This window comes from Streptomyces sp. NPDC041940 (assembly GCF_055589465.1).
Genome location: NZ_JBVJBP010000012.1, coordinates 219,075 through 239,572, shown reverse-complemented (window position 1 = coordinate 239,572; position 20,498 = coordinate 219,075). Strand labels below are relative to the sequence as shown.

Annotated in this window: 19 protein-coding genes; 9 read left to right on the top strand and 10 right to left on the bottom strand. The window is 71.8% G+C overall.

Going from position 1 to position 20,498, the window contains the following annotated elements; all coding sequences use genetic code 11:
• Positions 1–15 precede the first annotated feature (15 nt).
• A complete protein-coding gene (gene deoC / locus ACZ6I3_RS21950) occupies positions 16–978 on the bottom strand; it encodes a deoxyribose-phosphate aldolase (protein WP_469416632.1) in 963 nt (320 codons plus the stop codon).
• A gap of 138 nt (positions 979–1,116) precedes the next feature.
• On the opposite strand from deoC, the gene ACZ6I3_RS21945 reads away from it, so the two are divergent.
• The gene (locus tag ACZ6I3_RS21945) at positions 1,117–1,815 is read left to right on the top strand and encodes a PH domain-containing protein (protein WP_469416631.1); all 699 of its coding nucleotides are present in this window, start codon (positions 1,117–1,119) and stop codon (positions 1,813–1,815) included.
• Positions 1,816–1,906: 91 nt separating this feature from the next.
• Here the strand turns inward: ACZ6I3_RS21945 and ACZ6I3_RS21940 are convergent, their stop codons facing one another.
• The 3 genes from ACZ6I3_RS21940 to ACZ6I3_RS21930 all read right to left on the bottom strand — a co-directional run bounded on the left by ACZ6I3_RS21940 (position 1,907) and on the right by ACZ6I3_RS21930 (position 5,432).
• Positions 1,907–3,571 (bottom strand): phospho-sugar mutase, encoded by a 1,665-nt coding sequence (locus tag ACZ6I3_RS21940; RefSeq protein ID WP_469416630.1) that lies wholly within the window; start codon positions 3,569–3,571, stop codon positions 1,907–1,909.
• Between the two features lie 495 nt (positions 3,572–4,066).
• Complete coding sequence (locus ACZ6I3_RS21935; protein ID WP_469416629.1) at positions 4,067–4,903, bottom strand: purine-nucleoside phosphorylase; 837 nt, start codon at positions 4,901–4,903, stop codon at positions 4,067–4,069.
• Positions 4,904–4,994: 91 nt separating this feature from the next.
• Positions 4,995–5,432, bottom strand: coding sequence for a gamma-glutamylcyclotransferase family protein (locus tag ACZ6I3_RS21930; protein WP_469416627.1), 438 nt, complete (start codon positions 5,430–5,432; stop codon positions 4,995–4,997).
• Between the two features lie 96 nt (positions 5,433–5,528).
• Between ACZ6I3_RS21930 and ACZ6I3_RS21925 the strand changes: the two genes are divergently transcribed.
• Positions 5,529–6,977 (top strand): NAD(P)H-quinone dehydrogenase, encoded by a 1,449-nt coding sequence (locus tag ACZ6I3_RS21925; RefSeq protein ID WP_469416626.1) that lies wholly within the window; start codon positions 5,529–5,531, stop codon positions 6,975–6,977.
• A gap of 165 nt (positions 6,978–7,142) precedes the next feature.
• Positions 7,143–8,123 carry a DeoR/GlpR family DNA-binding transcription regulator gene (locus ACZ6I3_RS21920; protein ID WP_469416625.1) on the top strand — a complete coding sequence of 327 codons (981 nt, stop codon included), beginning with the start codon at positions 7,143–7,145 and terminating at the stop codon, positions 8,121–8,123.
• A 250-nt stretch (positions 8,124–8,373) separates the two neighbouring features.
• On the opposite strand, the gene ACZ6I3_RS21915 is transcribed toward ACZ6I3_RS21920, so the two are convergent.
• Positions 8,374–10,146 (bottom strand): acetyl/propionyl/methylcrotonyl-CoA carboxylase subunit alpha, encoded by a 1,773-nt coding sequence (locus ACZ6I3_RS21915; RefSeq protein ID WP_469416624.1) that lies wholly within the window; start codon positions 10,144–10,146, stop codon positions 8,374–8,376.
• 343 nt (positions 10,147–10,489) lie between these two features.
• Between ACZ6I3_RS21915 and ACZ6I3_RS21910 the strand changes: the two genes are divergently transcribed.
• The gene (locus tag ACZ6I3_RS21910) at positions 10,490–10,921 is read left to right on the top strand and encodes a hypothetical protein (RefSeq protein WP_469416622.1); all 432 of its coding nucleotides are present in this window, start codon (positions 10,490–10,492) and stop codon (positions 10,919–10,921) included.
• On the opposite strand, the gene ACZ6I3_RS21905 is transcribed toward ACZ6I3_RS21910, so the two are convergent.
• The 4 genes from ACZ6I3_RS21905 to ACZ6I3_RS21890 all read right to left on the bottom strand — a co-directional run bounded on the left by ACZ6I3_RS21905 (position 10,890) and on the right by ACZ6I3_RS21890 (position 13,609).
• Positions 10,890–11,510, bottom strand: coding sequence for a Maf family protein (locus ACZ6I3_RS21905; protein ID WP_469416621.1), 621 nt, complete (start codon positions 11,508–11,510; stop codon positions 10,890–10,892). The genes ACZ6I3_RS21910 and ACZ6I3_RS21905 overlap by 32 nt on opposite strands.
• Positions 11,511–11,557: 47 nt before the next feature.
• Positions 11,558–11,686 carry a morphogenic membrane protein MmpB gene (gene mmpB / locus ACZ6I3_RS21900; protein WP_255961279.1) on the bottom strand — a complete coding sequence of 43 codons (129 nt, stop codon included), beginning with the start codon at positions 11,684–11,686 and terminating at the stop codon, positions 11,558–11,560.
• 83 nt (positions 11,687–11,769) lie between these two features.
• Entirely contained in the window at positions 11,770–11,979 is a 210-nt protein-coding gene (locus ACZ6I3_RS21895) for an acyl-CoA carboxylase epsilon subunit (protein WP_432965610.1), read from the bottom strand.
• A 25-nt stretch (positions 11,980–12,004) separates the two neighbouring features.
• Positions 12,005–13,609, bottom strand: coding sequence for an acyl-CoA carboxylase subunit beta (locus ACZ6I3_RS21890; protein ID WP_469416618.1), 1,605 nt, complete (start codon positions 13,607–13,609; stop codon positions 12,005–12,007).
• A gap of 110 nt (positions 13,610–13,719) precedes the next feature.
• On the opposite strand from ACZ6I3_RS21890, the gene ACZ6I3_RS21885 reads away from it, so the two are divergent.
• Positions 13,720–14,595: a biotin--[acetyl-CoA-carboxylase] ligase gene (locus ACZ6I3_RS21885; RefSeq protein ID WP_469416617.1), complete on the top strand. Its 876-nt coding sequence runs from the start codon at positions 13,720–13,722 to the stop codon at positions 14,593–14,595.
• A 199-nt stretch (positions 14,596–14,794) separates the two neighbouring features.
• Positions 14,795–15,898: an adenylate/guanylate cyclase domain-containing protein gene (locus tag ACZ6I3_RS21880; RefSeq protein WP_469416616.1), complete on the top strand. Its 1,104-nt coding sequence runs from the start codon at positions 14,795–14,797 to the stop codon at positions 15,896–15,898.
• Between the two features lie 14 nt (positions 15,899–15,912).
• Here ACZ6I3_RS21880 and ACZ6I3_RS21875 read toward each other — a convergent pair whose 3' ends face one another.
• On the bottom strand, positions 15,913–16,548 hold the full coding sequence (locus tag ACZ6I3_RS21875) for a hypothetical protein (RefSeq protein WP_469416615.1): 636 nt from the start codon (positions 16,546–16,548) through the stop codon (positions 15,913–15,915).
• Between the two features lie 215 nt (positions 16,549–16,763).
• On the opposite strand from ACZ6I3_RS21875, the gene ACZ6I3_RS21870 reads away from it, so the two are divergent.
• From ACZ6I3_RS21870 to hutH, 3 genes are all read left to right on the top strand, one after another.
• Entirely contained in the window at positions 16,764–17,564 is an 801-nt protein-coding gene (locus tag ACZ6I3_RS21870; RefSeq protein WP_469416614.1) for an enoyl-CoA hydratase/isomerase family protein, read from the top strand.
• Between the two features lie 116 nt (positions 17,565–17,680).
• Positions 17,681–18,835 carry a GGDEF domain-containing protein gene (locus ACZ6I3_RS21865; RefSeq protein ID WP_469416612.1) on the top strand — a complete coding sequence of 385 codons (1,155 nt, stop codon included), beginning with the start codon at positions 17,681–17,683 and terminating at the stop codon, positions 18,833–18,835.
• Positions 18,836–18,925: 90 nt separating this feature from the next.
• Complete coding sequence (gene hutH / locus ACZ6I3_RS21860) at positions 18,926–20,464, top strand: histidine ammonia-lyase (RefSeq protein WP_469416679.1); 1,539 nt, start codon at positions 18,926–18,928, stop codon at positions 20,462–20,464.
• Positions 20,465–20,498: the final 34 nt, after the last annotated feature.

Below are 20,498 nucleotides of genomic sequence, written 5' to 3'. Positions count from 1 at the left end.
CATGGTCATGAGGTCTCAGTCCACCGTCACGTAGTCGGGGCCGGAGTAGCGGCCGGTGGCCAGCTTCTGGCGCTGCATCAGGAGGTCGTTCAGCAGCGAGGAGGCGCCGAAGCGGAACCAGTGGTTGTCCAGCCAGTCGTCGCCCGCGGTCTCGTTGACCAGGACGAGGAACTTGATGGCGTCCTTGGTGGTGCGGATGCCGCCGGCCGGCTTCACGCCGACCTGGATGCCGGTCTGGGCGCGGAAGTCGCGGACGGCCTCCAGCATGAGGAGGGTGTTCGCCGGGGTGGCGTTCACCGCGACCTTGCCGGTGGAGGTCTTGATGAAGTCCGCGCCCGCCAGCATCCCGAGCCAGCTCGCGCGGCGGATGTTGTCGTACGTGGACAGCTCGCCCGTCTCGAAGATGACCTTCAGGCGTACTGACGTGCCGCAGGCCTCGCGGACGGCGGTGATCTCGTCGTACACCTTCAGATACCGGCCCGCGAGGAACGCGCCGCGGTCGATGACCATGTCGATCTCGTCGGCACCCGCGGCGACGGCCTCGCGGACGTCGGCCAGCTTGATGGTGAGCGGGGCGCGGCCGGCCGGGAACGACGTGGCGACGGAGGCGACCTTCACGTCGGAGCCGGCGACGGCCTCCTTGGCCACGGCCACCATGTCGGGGTAGACGCAGACCGCGGCTGTGGCGGGCGTCGTACGGTCGGTCGGGTCGGGCTTGACCGCCTTGGCGCCGAGCGCCCGGACCTTGCCCGGGGTGTCCGCGCCTTCCAGCGTCGTCAGGTCGACCATCGAGATGGCGAGGTCGATGGCGTACGCCTTCGCGGTCGTCTTGATCGAGCGCGTACCGAGGGAGGCCGCACGTCCCTCGAGTCCGACCGCGTCGACGCCGGGGAGCCCGTGGAGGAAGCGGCGCAGCGCGCTGTCGGACGCGGCGACGTCCTTGAGGGGGTGAGCTGCGGTGAGTGCAGAACTGGGCATGGTCACCAGACGAGCATATCTACGCGCGTAGCGGCTGTACAGCCCCGGGGTTCTCTTGGGTGGAGGGTTTGGGCGGGGGCCGAGGCTTGAGCCGGGGTTGCCGGGGGTGGGGGTGTGGGCGTCCGGCAGAATCGAGACATGACGAACGAGTCCCAGTCGCCCGCGCCGCAGCCGGAGCCCGAGTTCAAGGACCGGGTCTACCGGTCGGTCCCGGGCATCGCCGGTGGTGTGCTGCTGCTCGCCATCGCCGGGTGGCTCGGCATCGACGCGCTCGTGTCGGGGGAGGGGCGCACGCAGTGGCTGGCGCTCGCGCTGCTGCTGTTCGGCGTGCCGCTCGTCGTCGCCTTCACCCTGCGGCCCGCCGTGTACGTGGGCGACGACCGGCTGCGGATCCGCAACCCCTTCCGCGTCATCGTGCTGCCCTGGGGGCGGGTGGCCGCACTGAAGTCTGCCTATTCGAACGAGGTCCTCACCGAGTCCGGCGCCAAGTACCAGCTGTGGGCCGTCCCCGTGTCGCTGCGCGCCCGCAAGAAGGCGGCACGGCATGAGATGCGGGCGACCGCGCAGGCGCGGCGGGCCATGGGGCGGGACGAGGGGCGTGGCAGTGCTCTCGGGATGCGTGCGGGACAGCGCCTCGGTGGTGGCGGTGGTCCGGAGTCCGAGGGGCCCGCGCGTGCGGAGACCGACCGGATCATGGATGAGCTGCGGGGGTTGCACGAGGCGCGGCACGGGGCGCAGACGGCGCAGGGTGAGGTGACCGTGCGGTGGGCCTATGAGGTGGTGGGGCCGGCGGTTGCCGGGGCGGTGCTTGTCGCGATTCTGCTGGCTGTGGGGTAGCGGGCCAGGGGTTTGTGCCGGGTCTGTGCCGGGTCTGTGCCGGGGTGCCCCTGGGGGCACCCCTTTTTCGTGTGGTCGGATGCCTGCTGGTTCAGATGCCTGCTGATTTCGACAGGTCGCGTTTGATCGACTCCAGGAGTGTCGTCGCCTTCGCGCGGGCCGTGGGGAGGTCGGCGTGTGACGCGACCGGGATCACGACCTCCAGGTAGCACTTCAGCTTCGGTTCCGTGCCGCTCGGGCGGACGATGACCCGGGCGCCGTCCAGCGTGTAGCGCAGGCCGTCGGTGGGCGGGAGGGTTTCCGTGCCCTGGGTGAGATCGTCGGTGCGGGTGATGGGGAGGCCGGCGAGTTCCGTCGGGGGCTGTTCGCGCAGGCGGGTCATCGCGGCGGCGATGAGGGAGAGGTCCTCTACGCGGACCGACAACTGGTCCGTGGCGTGCAGGCCGTGTTCCACGGCCAGGTCGTCGAGGAGGTCGAGGAGGGTGCGGCCTTCCGACTTGAGCCGCGAGGCCAGTTCCGTGATCAGGAGCGCGGCCGTGATGCCGTCCTTGTCGCGTACGCCGTCGGGGTCCACGCAGTAGCCGAGGGCCTCCTCGTAGCCGTAGCGCAGGCCCTCGGCGCGGGCGATCCACTTGAAGCCGGTGAGGGTCTCGACGTGGGGGAGGCCCGCCTTCTCGGCGATACGGCCCAGGAGGGAGGACGAGACGATCGACTCCGCGAAGGTGCCGGTTGCTCCGCGGTGGACCAGGTGGGCGGCCAGGAGGGCGCCTACCTCGTCGCCGCGGAGCATGCGCCAGTCGGTGTCGGCGCCGGTGTGGGCGGTGTCGTTTCCGTTGCCGTCTCGTACTGCGACGGCGCAGCGGTCCGCGTCCGGGTCGTTGGCGATGATCAGGTCGGGGGTGGTTTCGCGGGCCTTGGCGAACGCCAGGTCCATCGCGCCGGGTTCCTCCGGGTTGGGGAACGCGACGGTCGGGAAGTCCGGGTCGGGGTCGGCCTGTTCCGTGACGAGGGCCGGGGGCGGGAAGCCTGCGCGGGCGAAGGCCGCGAGGAGGACGTCCTTGCCTACGCCGTGCATCGCCGTGTACACCGTGCGGGCCGTGCGGGGGGAACCCTTGGCCAGGACGGCGTCGGTGCGGGTGAGGTAGGCGTCGAGGACGCTGTCGTCGAGGGTGTCCCAGCCGTGGGTGGGGCGGGGGACGGTGGTGAGGGACTGGATGGCGGCGATCTCTGCCGCGATGTCGATGTCGGCCGGGGGGACGATCTGGGAGCCGTCGCCCAGGTAGACCTTGTAGCCGTTGTCGCGGGGTGGGTTGTGGCTGGCGGTGACCTCCACTCCGGCGACCGCGCCGAGGTGCCGTATGGCGAAGGCGAGGACGGGGGTGGGGAGGGGGCGGGGGAGGACGGCGGCGCGGAGGCCGGCGCCGGTCATGACGGCGGCGGTGTCCTGGGCGAAGTCGTACGACTTGTGGCGGGCGTCGTAGCCGATGACGACCAGGCCGTTGTCGTGGCCCTGCTTCTTGAGGTACGCGGCGAGGCCCGCGGCGGCGCGGATGACGACCGAGCGGTTCATGCGCATGGCGCCGGCGCCGAGTTCGCCTCGGAGGCCGGCGGTGCCGAACTGGAGGGTGCCGGAGAAGCGGGCGGCGAGTTCGGTGTGGTCCTGGGCGTCGATGAGGCGGGCGAGCTCGGTGCGGGTGTCCGGGTCGGGGTCCTCGGTGAGCCACGCCTGGGCCTGTGCGATGAGTTCGTCGTGCACGGTCGGGTCTCAGCCTCTCGGTTGTCGGTGGGCGGCCTGTGGGGCTTTGGTGGGGGTGCGCGTCGCGCCTGGGGCTTCGTCGTGGGTCGGGGCCGCGTCGGGGGGTGTCCGTCCTCGGAACGTCGCGATGGGGTCGGGCGCCGACTGACTGTTCGTTGACGCGACAACCGCTGCGGGCGGACACCCCCCGACACGTCCCCTTCTCGCCGTGCGCGGGTGCGGGCGCGGCGTGGCCCACAGCCTCCGGCCTGCCGCTTGGCCGCGGGCTGTGTTGCCGTGGCTCGCGGGCTGCGGGCTGCGGGCTGCGAGTCGCGCTCGGCTTGGCTGCGGCCTGCCGCCGGGCGCCGGGCGGTGCAGGACCCCGCTTGGCTGCGGGCTTCCGCCGGCCGCCCCGGCTGCGGGCATGCGTGCCTCCCCGGTGCCTTATGGGCCTGGGACGTGCCCCGTTCCGCCGGGTTGCGGTCCCGGTCGGCTCTGGTACCGACGCCGGGTGTCCTAGAGGCGTCCCAGAACCTGTGCCAGCAGGGAGCCCATCCTCGTCGCCGAGTCGCGGCCCGCCTGCAGTACCTCTTCGTGGTTCAGCGGTTCTCCGGTCATGCCGGCCGCCAGGTTCGTCACGAGGGAGATGCCGAGAATCTCCGCACCCGCCTCCCGCGCGGCGATCGCCTCGAGGACCGTCGACATGCCCACCAGGTCCGCGCCGATGACGCGGGCCATGCGGATCTCGGCCGGAGTCTCGTAGTGCGGGCCGGGGAACTGGGCGTAGACGCCCTCCTCCAGGGTGGGGTCGATCTCCTTGCACAGGGCGCGCAGGCGCGGGGAGTAGAGGTCGGTGAGGTCGACGAAGTTGGCGCCGATGATGGGGGAGGTGGCCGTGAGGTTGATGTGGTCGCTGATCAGGACCGGCTGGCCGGGGCGCATGCCCTCGCGCAGGCCGCCGCAGCCGTTGGTGAGGACGATCGTCTTGCAGCCGGCCGCCACGGCGGTGCGGACACCGTGGGAGACGGCGGCCACGCCGCGGCCCTCGTAGTAGTGCGTGCGGCCGAGGAAGACCAGGGCGCGCTTGTCGCCGATCTTGTACGAGCGGATCTTGCCTCCGTGGCCCTCGACCGCCGGGGGCGGGAAGCCGGGCAGCTCGGTGACCTGGAACTCGGCGTCGGGGACGCCCAGGGCGTCCACGGCCGGGGCCCAGCCGGAGCCCATCACGAGGGCGACGTCGTGGGTCTCGGCGCCCGTGAGTTCGCGCAGGCGGGCGGCGGCGGCGTCGGCGGAGGCCCTGGGGTCGATCGGGGCGGCGCCCTGGATGTCGTCCGGAAGAAGAGATGCGTTCACGCCGACGAGGGTAGCCGGTGAATGCCTACGCGCGTAGATGGTGGAGCCGACGGGGTGGCGATCGTTGTCTTGTCGTTTCCGACGAGGTGGCTCAGCAGGGGCGCTTGCGGAGTTCCATCACGTAGTCGTGCGGGGCGCCCGCAGATTCGGCCGCGTCGGCGATCTCGCCCAGGTAGCGGGCGGAGGGCAGGCCGCCCTCGTAGGCGTCGAGGGCGTAGGACCAGGCCGGCTCGTCGCCCTCCAGGGTGTGCACCCGTACGCGTGTGCGCCGGTAGATCTCCAGGCCCACGCCCTCCCAGCGGTCCATCGAGTCCTCGTCCATGGGGGCGATGTCGTACAGGGAGACGAAGACCTGGGAGGTGGGGTCCTCGACGATCGTCGGCAGGGCGCCCTCCCAGCCCATGTGCTCGCCGCCGAAGGTCAGCCGCCACCCGTTCAGCCAGCCGGTGGCGCGCAGCGGCGAGTGCGGGGCGCGGCGGGACATCAGCCGCGCGTCGAGGTTGCCGGCGTACGCGGCGTAGAGCGACATGGGGGAAGGGTACGGCAGGCGGACTCGCGTCACTCGCGTAACGGAGCCGCATCGCGGCGGGCCCCCGGGCGGTGTCGTGTTGAGGGGTGCGGGACAATGGAGTACGTGACTCGGATCGTGATCATCGGTGGCGGACCCGGCGGATACGAAGCGGCGCTGGTGGCCGCTCAACTCGGCGCGGAGGTGACCGTCGTCGATTGCGACGGTCTGGGCGGGGCGTCGGTGCTCACCGACTGCGTACCGTCGAAGACTCTGATCGCGACGGCCGAGGTGATGACCACCTTCGACTCGTCGTACGAGGAGCTGGGGATCATCGTCGCCGACGACACCCCGCATGTGGAGCAGGCTGCCCGGGTGGTGGGTGTGGACCTGGGGAAGGTCAACCGGCGTGTGAAGCGGCTCGCGCTCGCCCAGTCGCACGACATCGCCGCCTCCGTGACACGTGCCGGGGCGCGTGTCATGCGCGGGCGCGGGCGGCTGGAGGGCATGCAGGCGCTCGACGGGTCGCGGAAGGTCGTGGTGCGCGCCGCTGACGGGAGTGAAGAGACCCTTACGGCGGATGCCGTGCTCATCGCCACCGGTGGGCATCCGCGTGAGCTGCCCGATGCCCTGCCCGATGGTGAGCGGATCCTGAACTGGACCCAGGTGTACGACCTGAACGAGCTCCCCGAGGAGCTGATCGTGGTCGGGTCGGGTGTGACCGGTGCCGAGTTCGCGGGTGCCTACCAGGCGCTGGGTTCGAGGGTGACGCTCGTGTCGTCGCGGGACCGTGTGCTGCCGGGCGAGGACCCGGACGCGGCCGCCGTGCTGGAGGACGTCTTCCGGCGGCGCGGCATGAACGTCATGGGGCGTACCCGGGCCCAGTCCGCCAAGCGGGTCGGGGACCGGGTCGAGGTGACCCTCAGCGACGGGCGTGTCATCACCGGGTCGCACTGTCTGATGGCCGTCGGCGCCGTGCCCAACAGCGCGGGCATGGGGCTGGAGGAAGCCGGGGTCAGGCTGCGCGAGTCCGGTCACATCTGGACCGACAAGGTGTCGCGTACGACCGCTCCGGGTGTGTATGCCGCCGGTGACGTGACCGGGGTGTTCGCCCTCGCGTCCGTGGCCGCCATGCAGGGGCGGATCGCGATGTACCACTTCCTCGGTGACGCCGTGGCCCCGCTGAACCTGAAGACCGTCTCGTCGAACGTCTTCACCGACCCGGAGATCGCCACCGTCGGCTACACCCAGGCCGACGTCGACGGCGGGAAGATCGACGCCCGGGTCGTGAAGCTGCCGCTGCTGCGCAACCCGCGCGCCAAGATGCAGGGCATCCGCGACGGTTTCGTCAAGATCTTCTGCCGTCCGGGTACCGGGATCGTCGTCGGTGGTGTCGTCGTGGCGCCGCGGGCCTCGGAGCTGATCCACCCGATCTCGATCGCGGTCGACAACAATCTGACCGTCGAGCAGATCGCGAACGCCTTCACTGTCTACCCCTCGCTGTCGGGCTCGATCGCCGAGGTGGCACGGCAGTTGCACACGCGCAAGGAGACCGGCGAGGGCTGAGGCCGAAACCGGCTCCTCCCTGGTCACGGGGAGTATTCGACCATGTGTGTGGCATAGGCGGCGCGACTAGGCTCTATACCACTTCCCGCTGGTCCGTGCGAACATCTTCTGCTATTCAGCGCAAACTGCTGAAAGCAGACGGTCGCTGGCGTTACTGTCAGTTTCGTGTTCGCTGCAGAACGTCGCCAATTGATCCTCGAAATGGTGCGAGCGAACGGGGCCGTGTCGCTCCGTGAGCTCGCCCGCGTCGTCCAGACCTCCGAAGTGACCGTACGGCGGGACGTGCGCGCGCTGGAGGCAGAAGGACTCCTCGACCGCCGGCACGGCGGTGCGGTACTGCCGGGCGGTTTCACGCGGGAGTCCGGCTTTCCGCAGAAATCCCATCTCGCGACCGCCGAGAAGACCGCCATCGCCGACCTCGCCGCGAACCTCGTGGAAGAGGGCGAGGCGATCGTGGTCGGGGCGGGTACGACGACCCAGGAGCTGGCGCGCCGGCTCGCCCGGGTGCCCGGACTGACCGTCGTCACCAACTCGCTGCTGGTGGCGCAGGCATTGGCCCACGCCAACCGGGTCGAGGTCGTGATGACCGGCGGTACGCTCCGCGGTTCGAACTACGCCCTGGTCGGCAGTGGTGCCGAGCAGTCCCTGCACGGGCTGCGGGTGTCTCGGGCCTTTCTGTCCGGGAGCGGTCTGACCGCCGAGCGTGGGCTGTCCACGTCCAACATGCTGTCGGCGTCCGTCGATCGGGCGTTGGTGCAGGCGGCCGCGGAGGTGGTGGTGCTCGCCGACCATACGAAGCTCGGGACGGACACGATGTTCCAGACCGTGCCCACGGATCTCATCACGCGCCTTGTGACCGATGAGCCGCCCGCGCATGACGATCGTGCGGGCACCGAGCTTCAGGCGCTTGCCGACCAGGGCGTGCAGATCGCTGTCGCCGGGGGGCAAGGGGGTTCCGCGGGGGCGGGCGCGGGTGGACCGGGGGGTGATTCCGTTCCGGCGCGTCAGCAGCGGCGGGATGTGCCGTTGCCTGGGCCTCGGCGTCAGGTGCCGGGGGCCGGGGGGCAGTTGCGCTCCGCTTCGATCCTGGGGGAGCAGGGGCCGGGGGCGGAGCGGGCTCGGGTGGCGGATCTGCGGCGGCGGTAGGAGCCGTCGTCGGGTGGGTCGGTCCCGTTGCGTGTGGCTGCCAGGTGCTCGGCGTTGCTGCTGGGGGCGGGTGGGTGCGCAGCTCGGCGCGGCGAGGTGCCGCTGCGCCCACCCGTGCCGCCCTTAGCGGCACGCATGCCCGCAGCTGGGCGGCACGCATGTCCGCAGCGGGGGCAGCCAAGCGAGGGGACATCCCACGGCGCGGCCCCGGGTCGGGGCCGCGCCGTGGGCGTGCGGGTGCTTAGCCGCCTCAGTCCTTGATTTCGCAGATCGCCGCGCCGGATGTGACCGACGCGCCGATTTCCGCGCTCAGGCCCTTGATCGTGCCCGATCGGTGGGCGTTGAGGGGCTGTTCCATCTTCATCGCCTCCAGGACGACGACCAGGTCGCCCTCCTTGACCTCCTGGCCCTCCTCGACGGCCACCTTGACGATGGTGCCCTGCATGGGAGAGGCGAGGGTGTCGCCGGAGGCGACGGGGCCCGACTTCTTCGCCGCGCGGCGCTTGGGCTTGGCGCCCGCCGCCAGGCCCGTGCGGGCCAGGGACATGCCCAGCGAGGCCGGGAGGGAGACCTCCAGGCGCTTGCCGCCTACCTCGACGACGACCGTCTCGCGGTCCAGCTCCTCCTCCGCCTCGGCGTCGGCCGGTGCGGCGAAGGGCTTGATCTCGTTGACGAACTCCGTCTCGATCCAGCGGGTGTGGACCGTGAACGGGTCGGACGAGCCGGTGAGCTCGGGAGCGAACGCCGGGTCCTTCACCACCGTGCGGTGGAACGGGATCGCCGTGGCCATGCCCTCGACCTGGAACTCCTCCAGCGCGCGGGAGGCCCGCTCCAGGGCCTCCTTGCGCGTGCGGCCGGTGACGATCAGCTTGGCCAGCAGGGAGTCCCACGCCGGGCCGATGACCGAGCCGGACTCCACGCCCGCGTCCAGGCGGATACCGGGGCCGGCCGGCGGGTCGAACTTCGTGACCGTGCCGGGAGCCGGGAGGAAGTTGCGGCCCGGGTCCTCGCCGTTGATGCGGAACTCGAAGGAGTGGCCGCGCAGCGCCGGGTCGTCGTAGCCGAGGACCTCGCCGTCGGCGATGCGGAACATCTCGCGGACGAGGTCGATGCCGGCGACCTCCTCGGTGACCGGGTGCTCCACCTGGAGACGGGTGTTGACCTCCAGGAAGGAGATCGTGCCGTCGAGACCGACGAGGAACTCGACCGTCCCGGCGCCGACGTAGCCGGCCTCCTTCAGGATCGCCTTGGAGGACGAGTACAGCTCCTCCACCTGCGCGTCGGACAGGAAGGGGGCGGGGGCCTCCTCCACCAGCTTCTGGTGCCGGCGCTGGAGCGAGCAGTCACGGGTGGAGACCACGACGACGTTGCCGTGCTGGTCGGCCAGGCACTGGGTCTCCACGTGCCGCGGCTTGTCCAGGTAGCGCTCGACGAAGCACTCGCCACGCCCGAAGGCCGCGACCGCCTCACGCACCGCCGAGTCGTACAGCTCGGGCACCTCTTCGAGCGTGCGCGCGACCTTCAGGCCGCGACCGCCGCCGCCGAAGGCCGCCTTGATGGCGATCGGCAGACCGTGCTGCTCGGCGAAGGCGACGACCTCGTCCGAACCGGAGACCGGGTCGGGCGTGCCCGCCACCAGCGGGGCGCCCGCGCGCTGCGCGATGTGCCGGGCTGCGACCTTGTCGCCGAGGTCGCGGATCGCCTGCGGGGGCGGGCCGATCCAGATCAGGTCCGCGTCCAGCACGGCCTGCGCGAAGTCCGCGTTCTCGGAGAGAAAGCCGTAGCCGGGGTGGATGGCGTCCGCGCCCGACTCCCGCGCGGCATTCAGCACCTTCTCGATGTCGAGGTAGCTGGTGCCCGGGGTGTCACCGCCCAGGGCGAACGCCTCATCCGCGGCGCGGACATGCAGAGCGTCCCGATCCGGGTCGGCGTAGACGGCCACGCTCGCGATGCCGGCATCCCGGCAGGCCCGGGCCACACGGACAGCGATTTCGCCACGGTTGGCGATGAGCACCTTGCGCACGATGAGGCTCCCTCCTTGAAACAAGCCGAGTTTAGGGACTGCCGACACGGCACTTCGACCCGTCCCCAGTGGTGAGCTTGCCCACACGGAGCGTGATGCGAGGCTCGCTCGACCCGCGAAATCCCTTGTCGCACCGCGGTACGCAGCACTCCTTCGGGAAACCCTAGCGGCCTCCTGTGGTCAAGGTCTCTGTCATCACGTGCTGCGGGCCACTCTGTTTCTTTGTGGAGTCCCTACGAATGGCCCAATGATTCTTTGCCCGCCGCAGAACCCTTGTCCCGGGGTTTACCTGTCAGTAGCGTTCACGATGTCTCGAACGGTCTAGCGGTAAGAGGTGGGCCCGGTGGTGCGCAGGCCGGTCGCGTGGGTCGTGGCGTTGGTGCTGTTCGGCGAGGCGTTCGGCATCGCCGCGCTGAACTGGTTCCTCGGGGTCGTCGTCGACCGGCAGGACATGTCCCTGGCCGGGCTCGATCCGCACATGATGTCGGTGTCGTCGAAGATCGGCGGGATCGCCTTCGGCCTCTACTTCGCGCTGTGCGGCCTGGTCGCCCTGCTCGTGGCGCTGCGGGACCGCCCGCCGGCGGGCCTCGGGCGGGTGCTGCTGATCAGCGCGGCGGTCGTGCACGGGCTGCTGGGCGCCTTCACCTGGGGGCTCGTCGGCTGGCCGGCGTTCCTGTTCATGATGCTGGGGCTGGGCCTGATCGTCCTGCTGCTGATGACGTACGACCGCCCGGCCGAGCCGGTCATTCCTCCGCCGGCGCCCACAACTCCGTGATGCCCACACCCAGGTCGGCGAGGAGCCGCCGGACCAGGGGCAGGCTGATGCCGATGACGTTGCCGTGGTCGCCGTCGATGCCGTTGATGAACGGGGCCGAGCGGCCGTCCAGGGTGAAGGCCCCGGCGACGTAGAGGGGTTCGCCGGAGGCTACGTAGGAGGCGATCTCCTCGTCCGTCGGGTCGCCGAAGTGGACGACGGTGGACGCCGTGGCGGAGACATAGCGGCCGGTGAGCGTGTCGTAGACGCAGTGGCCGGTCTGGAGGGTGCCGGCGCGGCCGCGCATCGACTTCCAGCGGGCCGTGGCCTCCTCGGCGTCCGCGGGCTTGCCGAGGGCCTGGCCGTCCAGGTCGAGCACCGAGTCGCAGCCGATCACCAGCGCGCCCTTGACCTCCGGCCGGGCCGCCACGACGGAGGCCTTCGCCTCGGCGAGCGCGAGCGCCAGCTCGGCGGGGGTGGGGGCGGTGACGGCGTCCTCGTCGACGCCGCTCACGATCACCTCGGGGGTGAGTCCGGCCTGGCGGAGCAGTCCGAGCCGGGCGGGGGACTGGGAGGCGAGGACGAGTCGCCTGCGGCGCTGAGCGGTCATGCGGTCAGGTTAGTCAATCGGGCGAGGCCCGATCACCTGAACGCTGCTCACCGCACGCCGATCACGAGCATGGCCACGAACATGGCCAACGCCATGAGAACGCCCAGCCGCCGAAGCATGTCCTGCATGTCGCGCAGTTCTTTCGGCGGTTCGTTCTCGGGGTCGGACCACAGCATGAGTCCAGCGTGCGACCCGGCGGAGCGGGGCGCCTGAGTAGGGGTACTCAAATCGGCGCCCCGCGTCCCTGAGGGCGAGAGCTCTAGCCCGGCCAGTACGTGCGGCCCCAGGCCGTCGGCCCCGGCTGGGGCAGGCGGTGGGCCGCGATGCGGGACGGGTCGGACCAGGAGTCGCGGGGGGCGGGTGCGCCGGGCGGGGTGTCTGCCGCCGCCGCGGCGCGGGCCCTGACCACCGCCAGTGCGGCGGCCAGCTCCTCCGGGGTCGGGTTGCCCCGTACGACCTTGATCGTCATGTGGGCCTCCTGGGCTCGCTGGGGGCTAGAGGGGGATGTTGCCGTGCTTCTTCGGAGGCAGGGATTCCCGCTTCGTACGCAGTTGACGCAGACCCCGTACGACATGGCAGCGGGTGTCGGACGGCATGATCACCGCGTCGACGTAGCCGCGCTCGGCCGCGACGTAGGGGTTGAGCAGGGCGTCCTCGTACTCCTGGATCAGCCGGGCCCGGACCATCTCCAGGTCCTCGCCGTTCGCCTCCGCCTCGGCGATCGTGCGGCGGTGCAGGATGTTGACCGCGCCCTGGGCGCCCATGACGGCGATCTGGGCGGTGGGCCAGGCGAGGTTGAGGTCGGCGCCCAGGTGCTTGGAGCCCATGACGTCGTAGGCGCCGCCGAAGGCCTTGCGCGTGATGATCGTGATGAGCGGGACCGTGGCCTCGGCGTAGGCGTAGATCAGCTTGGCGCCGCGGCGGATGATGCCGTCGTGCTCCTGGTCGACGCCGGGCAGGAAGCCGGGGACGTCGACGAAGGTGATGACCGGGACGTTGAAGGCGTCGCAGGTGCGCACGAAACGGGCCGCCTTCTCGGAGGCGGTGATGTCGAGGCAGCCGGCGAACTGCATCGGCTGGTTGGCGACGATGCCGACGGGGTGGCCCTCGACCCGGCCGAAGCCGGTGACGATGTTCGGCGCGTACAGCGGCTGCGTCTCGAAGAACTCGGCGTCGTCCAGGATGTGCTCGATCACCGCGTGCATGTCGTACGGCTGGTTCGCGCTGTCCGGGACGATGACGTCCAGCTCGCGGTCCTCGTCGGTGATCTCGAGGTCCGCCTCCTCCGCGAAGACCGGCGGCTCGGAGAGGTTGTTGGACGGCAGGTACGACAGCAGCTGCTTGACGTACTCGATGGCGTCCTTCTCGTCCCCGGCCATGTGGTGGGCCACGCCCGAGGTCGCGTTGTGGGTGCGGGCGCCGCCCAGCTCCTCGAAGCCGACGTCCTCGCCGGTGACCGTCTTGATGACGTCGGGCCCGGTGATGAACATGTGCGAGGTCTGGTCGACCATGACCGTGAAGTCGGTGATGGCCGGGGAGTACACGGCACCGCCGGCGCAGGGGCCCACGACGAGGCTGATCTGCGGGATGACACCCGAGGCGTGGGTGTTGCGGCGGAAGATCTCGCCGTACGCGCCGAGCGAGGCGACGCCCTCCTGGATCCTGGCCCCGCCGGAGTCGTTGATGCCGATGACCGGGCAGCCGGTCTTCAGGGCGAAGTCCATGACCTTGACGATCTTCTGGCCGTAGACCTCGCCGAGCGCCCCGCCGAAGACCGTGAAGTCCTGGGAGAAGACGGCGACGGGGCGGCCGTCGACGGTGCCGTACCCGGTGACGACGCCGTCGCCGTACGGGCGGTTCTGGTCCAGTCCGAAGTTGGTGGACCGGTGCCGGGCGAACTCGTCCAGCTCGACGAAGGAGGCTTCGTCCAGGAGGAGTTCGATCCGCTCACGGGCCGTCAGCTTGCCCTTGGCGTGCTGCTTCTCGACGGCGCGTGCGGAGCCGGCGTGCGTCGCTTCCTCGATACGGCGCTGGAGATCCGCGAGCTTGCCCGCGGTCGTATGGATGTCGGGCTGCTGCAGCTCTTCCGGCTCGGACATCGGGATGCGGCTCCCTGCCTGCTCAAAAGGGGGGACGGTTACTCATCCGTAGAGTAGTGCGGTGCCCTCGGGTCGGCAGTGCGGCGTTTACCACACCTAGGGTGGCTTGCATGACGCCGCGAGATGCAGCAGAGCCGCAAGAGCCGAACGGCAGCCGTTGGTCGGATCTGGACCGTCCGCCCCTCAATGTCACCGCCCTGCGCCGGGGGCTGGTGCGGGAGGGAGGGCTGTGGTCCGGGGTGGACGTGGTGCAGCGCACCGGCTCCACCAACTCCGACCTCGTGGCGCGGGCGGCGAAGGGTGAGGCCGCCGAGGGGGCGGTGCTCGTCGCCGAGGAGCAGACGGCCGGGCGCGGGCGCCTCGACCGGCAGTGGACGGCGCCGCCGCGGTCGGGCCTGTTCTTCTCCGTGCTGCTCACACCGGGCGAGGTGCCGGTGGCGCGGTGGGGGTGGCTGCCGCTGCTCACGGGCGTGGCGGTGGCGACGGGGCTGTCGCGGGCCGCGGGTGTCGACACGGCCCTGAAGTGGCCGAACGACGTGCTGGTCACGGTGCGGGGCGAGGAACGCAAGGCCGGGGGGATCCTCGCCGAGCGGGCCGGTGACGACGGGGTCGTGATCGGGGTCGGCATCAATGTCTCGCTGAAGGAGAACGAGCTGCCGGTGCCTACGGCGGGGTCGGTGGGGCTGGCCGGGGCGGTGAGTACGGATCGGGATCCGCTGTTGCGAGGAGTGCTGCGTTCCCTGGAGGAGTGGTACGGGAAGTGGCGTGCGGCGGGGGGTGACCCGGAGGTGAGCGGGTTGCAGAAGGCGTACGCGGCGTCGTGCGCGACGCTGGGCCGGACCGTGCGGGCCGAGTTGCCGGGGGATCGGGGCGTTGTGGGGGAGGCCGTGGCCGTGGATGGTGACGGGCGGTTGGTGCTGGCTACGGAGGAGGGGGTGCAGGAGCCGGTGGGGGCGGGGGACATCGTGCACCTGAGGCCCGCCTGAGGCTGGGGCGGGGTGGGTGCGCAGCTCGGCGCGACGAGGTGCCGCTGCGCCCACCCGTGCCGCCCCTAGCGGCACGCATGCCCGCAGCTGTGGCGGCAAGCATGCCGCAGCGGAGGCTCACGGAGTGAGCTGGCGCACACCTGCCGTAGAGTTGAGGCCGGTCGATACATGACCGTGACAGATCGGAAGGGCAGCACGCGTGACCGTCGAAGACCCGGATTCCGGCACGGACGCGCAGGGCGCCGACCCCGGCGAGGACCCGCTGGCCCTGCGCCTCGAAGGGCTCATTCTGGGGGCCGAGCGCCGGTACACCCCGTTTCAGGCGGCCCGTAGCGCCGGTGTCTCCATGGAACTGGCCTCCCGTTTCTGGCGGGCGATGGGCTTCGCGGACATCGGGCAGGCCAAGGCCCTCACCGAGGCGGACGTACTCGCCCTGCGGCGCCTCGCCGGTCTCGTCGAGGCGGGGCTGCTGAGCGAGGCGATGGCCGTACAGGTGGCCCGGTCCACCGGGCAGACCACCGCACGGCTCGCCGAGTGGCAGATCGACTCGTTCCTGGAGGGGCTGACCGAGCCGCCCGAGCCGGGCATGACCCGCACCGAGGTGACGTACCCGATCGTCGAGCTGCTCCTGCCCGAGCTGGAGGAGTTCCTCGTCTACGTCTGGCGGCGTCAGCTCGCCGCCTCGGCCGGACGGGTCGTGCAGGCCGCCGACGACGAGGAGATGGTCGACCGGCGCCTCGCCGTGGGCTTCGCGGACCTGGTCGGCTTCACCCGGCTCACCCGCCGCATGGAGGAGGAGGAGCTCGGCGAGCTGGTCGAGGCCTTCGAGACCACGGCCGCCGACCTGGTGGCGGCGAACGGCGGACGGCTGATCAAGACCCTCGGCGACGAGGTGCTGTACGCCGCCGACGACGCCGGCATCGCAGCCGAGATCGCCCTGCGGCTGATCGAGACCATGGCGCACGACGAGACGATGCCGGAGCTGCGCGTCGGCATGGCGTTCGGCACCGTGACCACCCGAATGGGCGATGTCTTCGGTACGACCGTGAACCTGGCCTCCCGGCTCACCTCGATAGCTCCGAAGGACGCCGTCCTCGTCGACACCGCCTTCGCCGAGGAGCTGATCCGTACACAGGACGCCCCGTCCTCCGAGGCGGAGGCGGTCGAGGAGGCCGTCGCGGCGGAGAAGGAGGGCGAGGAGCCTCCGGCGTACCGGTTCGCGTTGCAGCCGATGTGGCAGCGGCCCGTGCGTGGGCTGGGCGTCGTGGAGCCGTGGCTGCTCACGCGGCGGGACCCGGGCTGAGCTGACAGGGGCGGTCAACCGGGGCGGCCCGGCGTGTCCACGCACACGCCGACGACCGGCACGCAGAGGCCGGGGTCGTCCGGTTTCCTCGGCTGCTCGGGCTCGGGCTCGGGCGCCGGAGCGGGCGTGGTCCGGCCCGGAGGAGCGGGCGCGGCCGAGGTCGGGCGTGGGGCGTTGTCCTGGGTGGCCGGTGCCGGGGTGTTCGGCGTGTCGGGGATGGTCGTGGGCCGGTGAGCGGCGGCCGTGGTGGTGCCCCGGGTGTCGGTCGGGGCGGGCGGGGCCGGGCGTGCGCCCGGGCTGACCGGATTGGTGGCCGGGGACGGGGTCAGGCCGCCCAGGACCGTGGGTGACGAGGGGCTGATCCCGGGGGCGGCCGGGAAGGTCGGGGTGGGGTCGGTGGCCCGGTCCGTGCCGGTGGTGACCGGGTCCGGGCGGGGTCCGGCCTCGACGGTGCCAGCGCCGTCGGGGCTCGGGCCGGAGGCCAGGCGTACGAGGCTCAGGGCGCCGGCGGCCAGGGCGAGGCCGCCGGCGGCGAGCAGGGCCTTGGGAGTGCGGGGCTTGCGGTGGCGGCCTCGGACGCGGGGGGCGAAGAGGCCGGTTTCCGTCGCCCCGGTGTCCCGCTGTGGCCTCGTCGGCGTGTTGGTCCTCATCACGGTTCCTCCCCGATGCGCACGCGCCCCCTGTGCGCCGTTGGCGGACGCACGCTATGCGCTCCCTTGGGCGGTCGGGCCGGAATTGAGGTGATGTCACTCGAACGGGTGGGCGGGTGATCGCGCGGGAACCGGTCGCGTCCGCTCTTTCGTGCGGGGGGTACGGCTGCGATGATCGGGGCGGTGTTGTTAACCCGCGTTAACCGGAGGGTGTCATGAGCGAGGAACGGTTCGGGGAGTTCGTGCTGGTGCGGCGGCATGAGCAGGGGCGCGTCGCGGAGCTCGTCCTCGACCGGCCCAAGGCCATGAACGCCGTGTCGACCGGGATGGCGCGGTCCATCGCCGGGGCGTGTGCGGCGCTGGGGGAGGACCGGGACGTACGGGTGGTCGTGCTGACCTCGACGCATGAGCGGGCGTTCTGCGTGGGGGCCGATCTGAAGGAGCGGAACTCGTTCAGCGACGCGGATCTGGTGAGGCAGCGGCCCGTGACGCGTGGGGCCTACACCGGGGTGCTGGAGGTGCCGGTGCCGACGGTGGCGGCGGTGCACGGGTTCGCGCTGGGGGGCGGGTTCGAGCTGGCGCTCGCGTGTGACGTGATCGTGGCGGACCGTACGGCGGTGGTGGGGCTGCCGGAGGTGTCGGTGGGGGTGATTCCCGGGGGTGGGGGCACGCAGTTGCTGCCGCGTCGGGTGGGGGCGGCCCGGGCGGCTGAGCTGATCTTCTCGGCGCGGCGGGTGGAGGCCGTCGAGGCGGGCGAGTTGGGGCTGGTCGATCAGGTGGTGGAGGAGGGGCGGGACCGGGAGGTGGCGTTGGAGCTGGCCTCTCGGATCGCGGGGAACTCGCCGGTGGGGTTGCGGGCGGCGAAGCGGGCGTTGCGGTTGGGGCAGGGGCTGGATCTGCGGGCCGGGCTCGAGGTGGAGGACGCGGCGTGGAGGGCGGTGGCGTTTTCCGGGGACCGGGCGGAAGGGGTCGCGGCGTTCAATGAGAAGCGGAAGCCGGAGTGGCCGGGGGAGTGAGCTGGGGTTTCTTGTCCGGTGCTCGGTGTTGCCGCTGGGGACGCGCCCCGCGGTGAGTCCGCCCCGTTCGCGTCGTCAACTGAACGGATTGGCTGAAAAGTCCCTAGCCTGGAGTGATGGGTGAGGACAGACGGCTGGTGGCCGTCGTCGCGTTGGCTCAGGGGATGGCGGCCGCGCACGGGTCGCGTGAGGCGTGGCGTGCGGCGGCTGCCGGGGCATGCCGGGCGCTGGGCGGGAGTTTCGCCGCGCTGTCGGTGTGGGAGCGGGAGCTCGGGCGGCTGAAAGTCCTCGTGAACGTCGGTGCGCTGGCCGACGGCGAAGAGGAGTTCCCGGAGGACGAGGCCTATCCGGTGCACCAGTTCGCGGAGATCACCGAGTTCCTGCACGAGCGGTGGGCGGCGGGGGGCGGGGAGCCCGACGCGTGGGTGGAAACCGCCGAGGGGCCCGCCGCCGGGCGGCGCCCCGGGTACTGCCATCAGCGCGTCGCCGCCCTGCGCCGCCGGGGCCGGGGCTGCTGCGTCATCGCGCCGATCGTGCTGCACGGGCGGGCCTGGGGTGAGCTGTACGTCGCCCGGCCGGCCGGCGAGGCCGTCTTCGAGCGGGCCGACGCCGACTTCGCCACCGTCCTGGCCTCCGTCGTGGCCGCCGGCATCGCCCAGACCGAGCGGCTGGAGGAGGCCCGGCGCCTCGCGTTCACCGACGCGCTGACCGGGCTCGCCAACCGTCGCGCCGTGGACGTACGCCTGGAGCAGGCGATCGAGCGGCACCGCGGGGACGGCGCCGTCGTCAGCCTCGTCGTCTGCGATCTGAACGGGCTCAAGCAGGTCAACGACACCCATGGGCACGCCGTCGGCGACCGGCTCCTGGAGCGGTTCGGCTCGGTGCTGTCGCTGTGCGGGGCCATGCTGCCGGGGGCGCTCGCGGCACGGCTCGGCGGGGACGAGTTCTGTCTGCTCGCGGTCGGGCCGCCCGCCGACCAGGTCGTGAAGGCGGCCGGCGAACTGTGCCGCCGGGCGTCCGAGTTGGAGCTCGGGGACGGCGTGGCCTGCGGGGTCGCCTCCACCGAGGACCCGATCGGGCCCGTACGCTCCGCGCGGCGGCTGTTCCGGCTCGCGGACGCGGCCCAGTACCGGGCCAAGGCCGAGCGGGCCGCCCGGCCGGTGGTCGCGGGCCGGGCGGGGCCGGATGATCCCGTCATGCGGCTGGCGGACGAGCCGTCCACGGGGGCCGACGGGGAGCGCAGGAGGTTCCGCGGGCGGCACGCGCCTTAGGGAGTGGCCGTGTGACGTATCGGTAAGGGGTGAACCCCGCCCCCAGTGGTGACATCATCGAATTCACTGCGTACGCTCCTGAATATGGATATGCACACTGTGGTGGTGGGGACGGCCGGCGTGACCGCGTCCGACGTGCTCGCCGTGGCGCGTGCCGGTGCCCGCGTCGAGCTCTCCGGGGAGGCGGTGGCCGCCCTCGCCGCGGCCCGCGAGATCGTCGAGGCGCTGGCGGCCAAGCCGGACCCCGTGTACGGCGTGAGCACCGGCTTCGGGGCCCTGGCGACCCGGCACATCAGCCCCGAGCTGCGCGCACAGCTCCAGCGCAACATCGTCCGCTCGCACGCCGCGGGGATGGGGCCGAGGGTGGAGCGGGAGGTCGTCCGCGCCCTGATGTTCCTGCGGCTGAAGACCGTCTGCTCCGGGCGCACCGGCGTGCGGCCCGAGGTCGCGCAGACCATGGCCGACCTCCTCAACGCCGGTATCACCCCGGTCGTGCACGAGTACGGCTCCCTGGGCTGCTCCGGCGACCTCGCGCCGCTGTCCCACTGCGCGCTCGCGCTGATGGGGGAGGGCGACGCCGAGGGCCCCGACGGTGTCGTACGCCCGGCCGCCGAACTCCTCGCCGCGCACGGCATCCAGCCGGTCGAACTGCGCGAGAAGGAAGGCCTCGCCCTCCTCAACGGCACCGACGGCATGCTCGGCATGCTGGTCATGGCCCTGGCCGACCTGGACACGCTCTACCGGTCCGCCGACATCACGGCCGCTCTGTCGCTGGAGGCCCTGCTCGGCACCGACCGGGTCCTCGCCCCCGAGCTGCACGCCATCCGGCCGCACCCGGGGCAGGCCGCCAGCGCCGCCAACATGCTGGCCGTGCTGAAGGGTTCGGGCCTGACGGGGCATCACCAGGACGACGCCCCGCGCGTCCAGGACGCCTACTCGGTGCGCTGCGCCCCGCAGGTCGCCGGGGCCGGGCGGGACACCATGGCCCACGCCCGGCTGGTCGCCGACCGCGAGCTGGCGTCGGCGGTGGACAACCCGGTGGTGCTGCCCGACGGCCGGGTGGAGTCCAACGGCAACTTCCACGGGGCGCCCGTCGCCTACGTCCTGGACTTCCTCGCCATCGCCGCCGCCGACCTCGGCTCCATCGCCGAGCGGCGCACCGACCGGCTGCTCGACAAGAACCGCAGCCACGGCCTGCCGCCGTTCCTGGCCGACGACGCCGGTGTGGACTCGGGCCTGATGATCGCTCAGTACACGCAGGCCGCGCTCGTGAGCGAGCTGAAGCGGCTCGCCGTACCGGCGTCCGCCGACTCGATCCCGTCCTCCGCGATGCAGGAGGACCATGTCTCGATGGGCTGGTCGGCGGCGCGCAAGCTGCGCACGGCCGTCGACAACCTCACCCGCGTCCTGGCCGTCGAGCTGTACGCCGCCACCCGCGCCGTCGAACTGCGCGAGGGCCTGACGCCGGCACCCGCGACACGGGCGGTCATCGACGCCGTACGGGAAGCGGGAGTTCAGGGCCCCGGACCCGACCGGTTCCTGGCGCCCGACCTGGCCGCGGCGGACGCCTTCGTGCGCGACGGGCGGCTGCTCGCCGCGGTGGAGACGGTCACCGGGCCGCTCCGGTAGGACGACGAACGCGGCCGGGGTCCTGCCGTCCGGC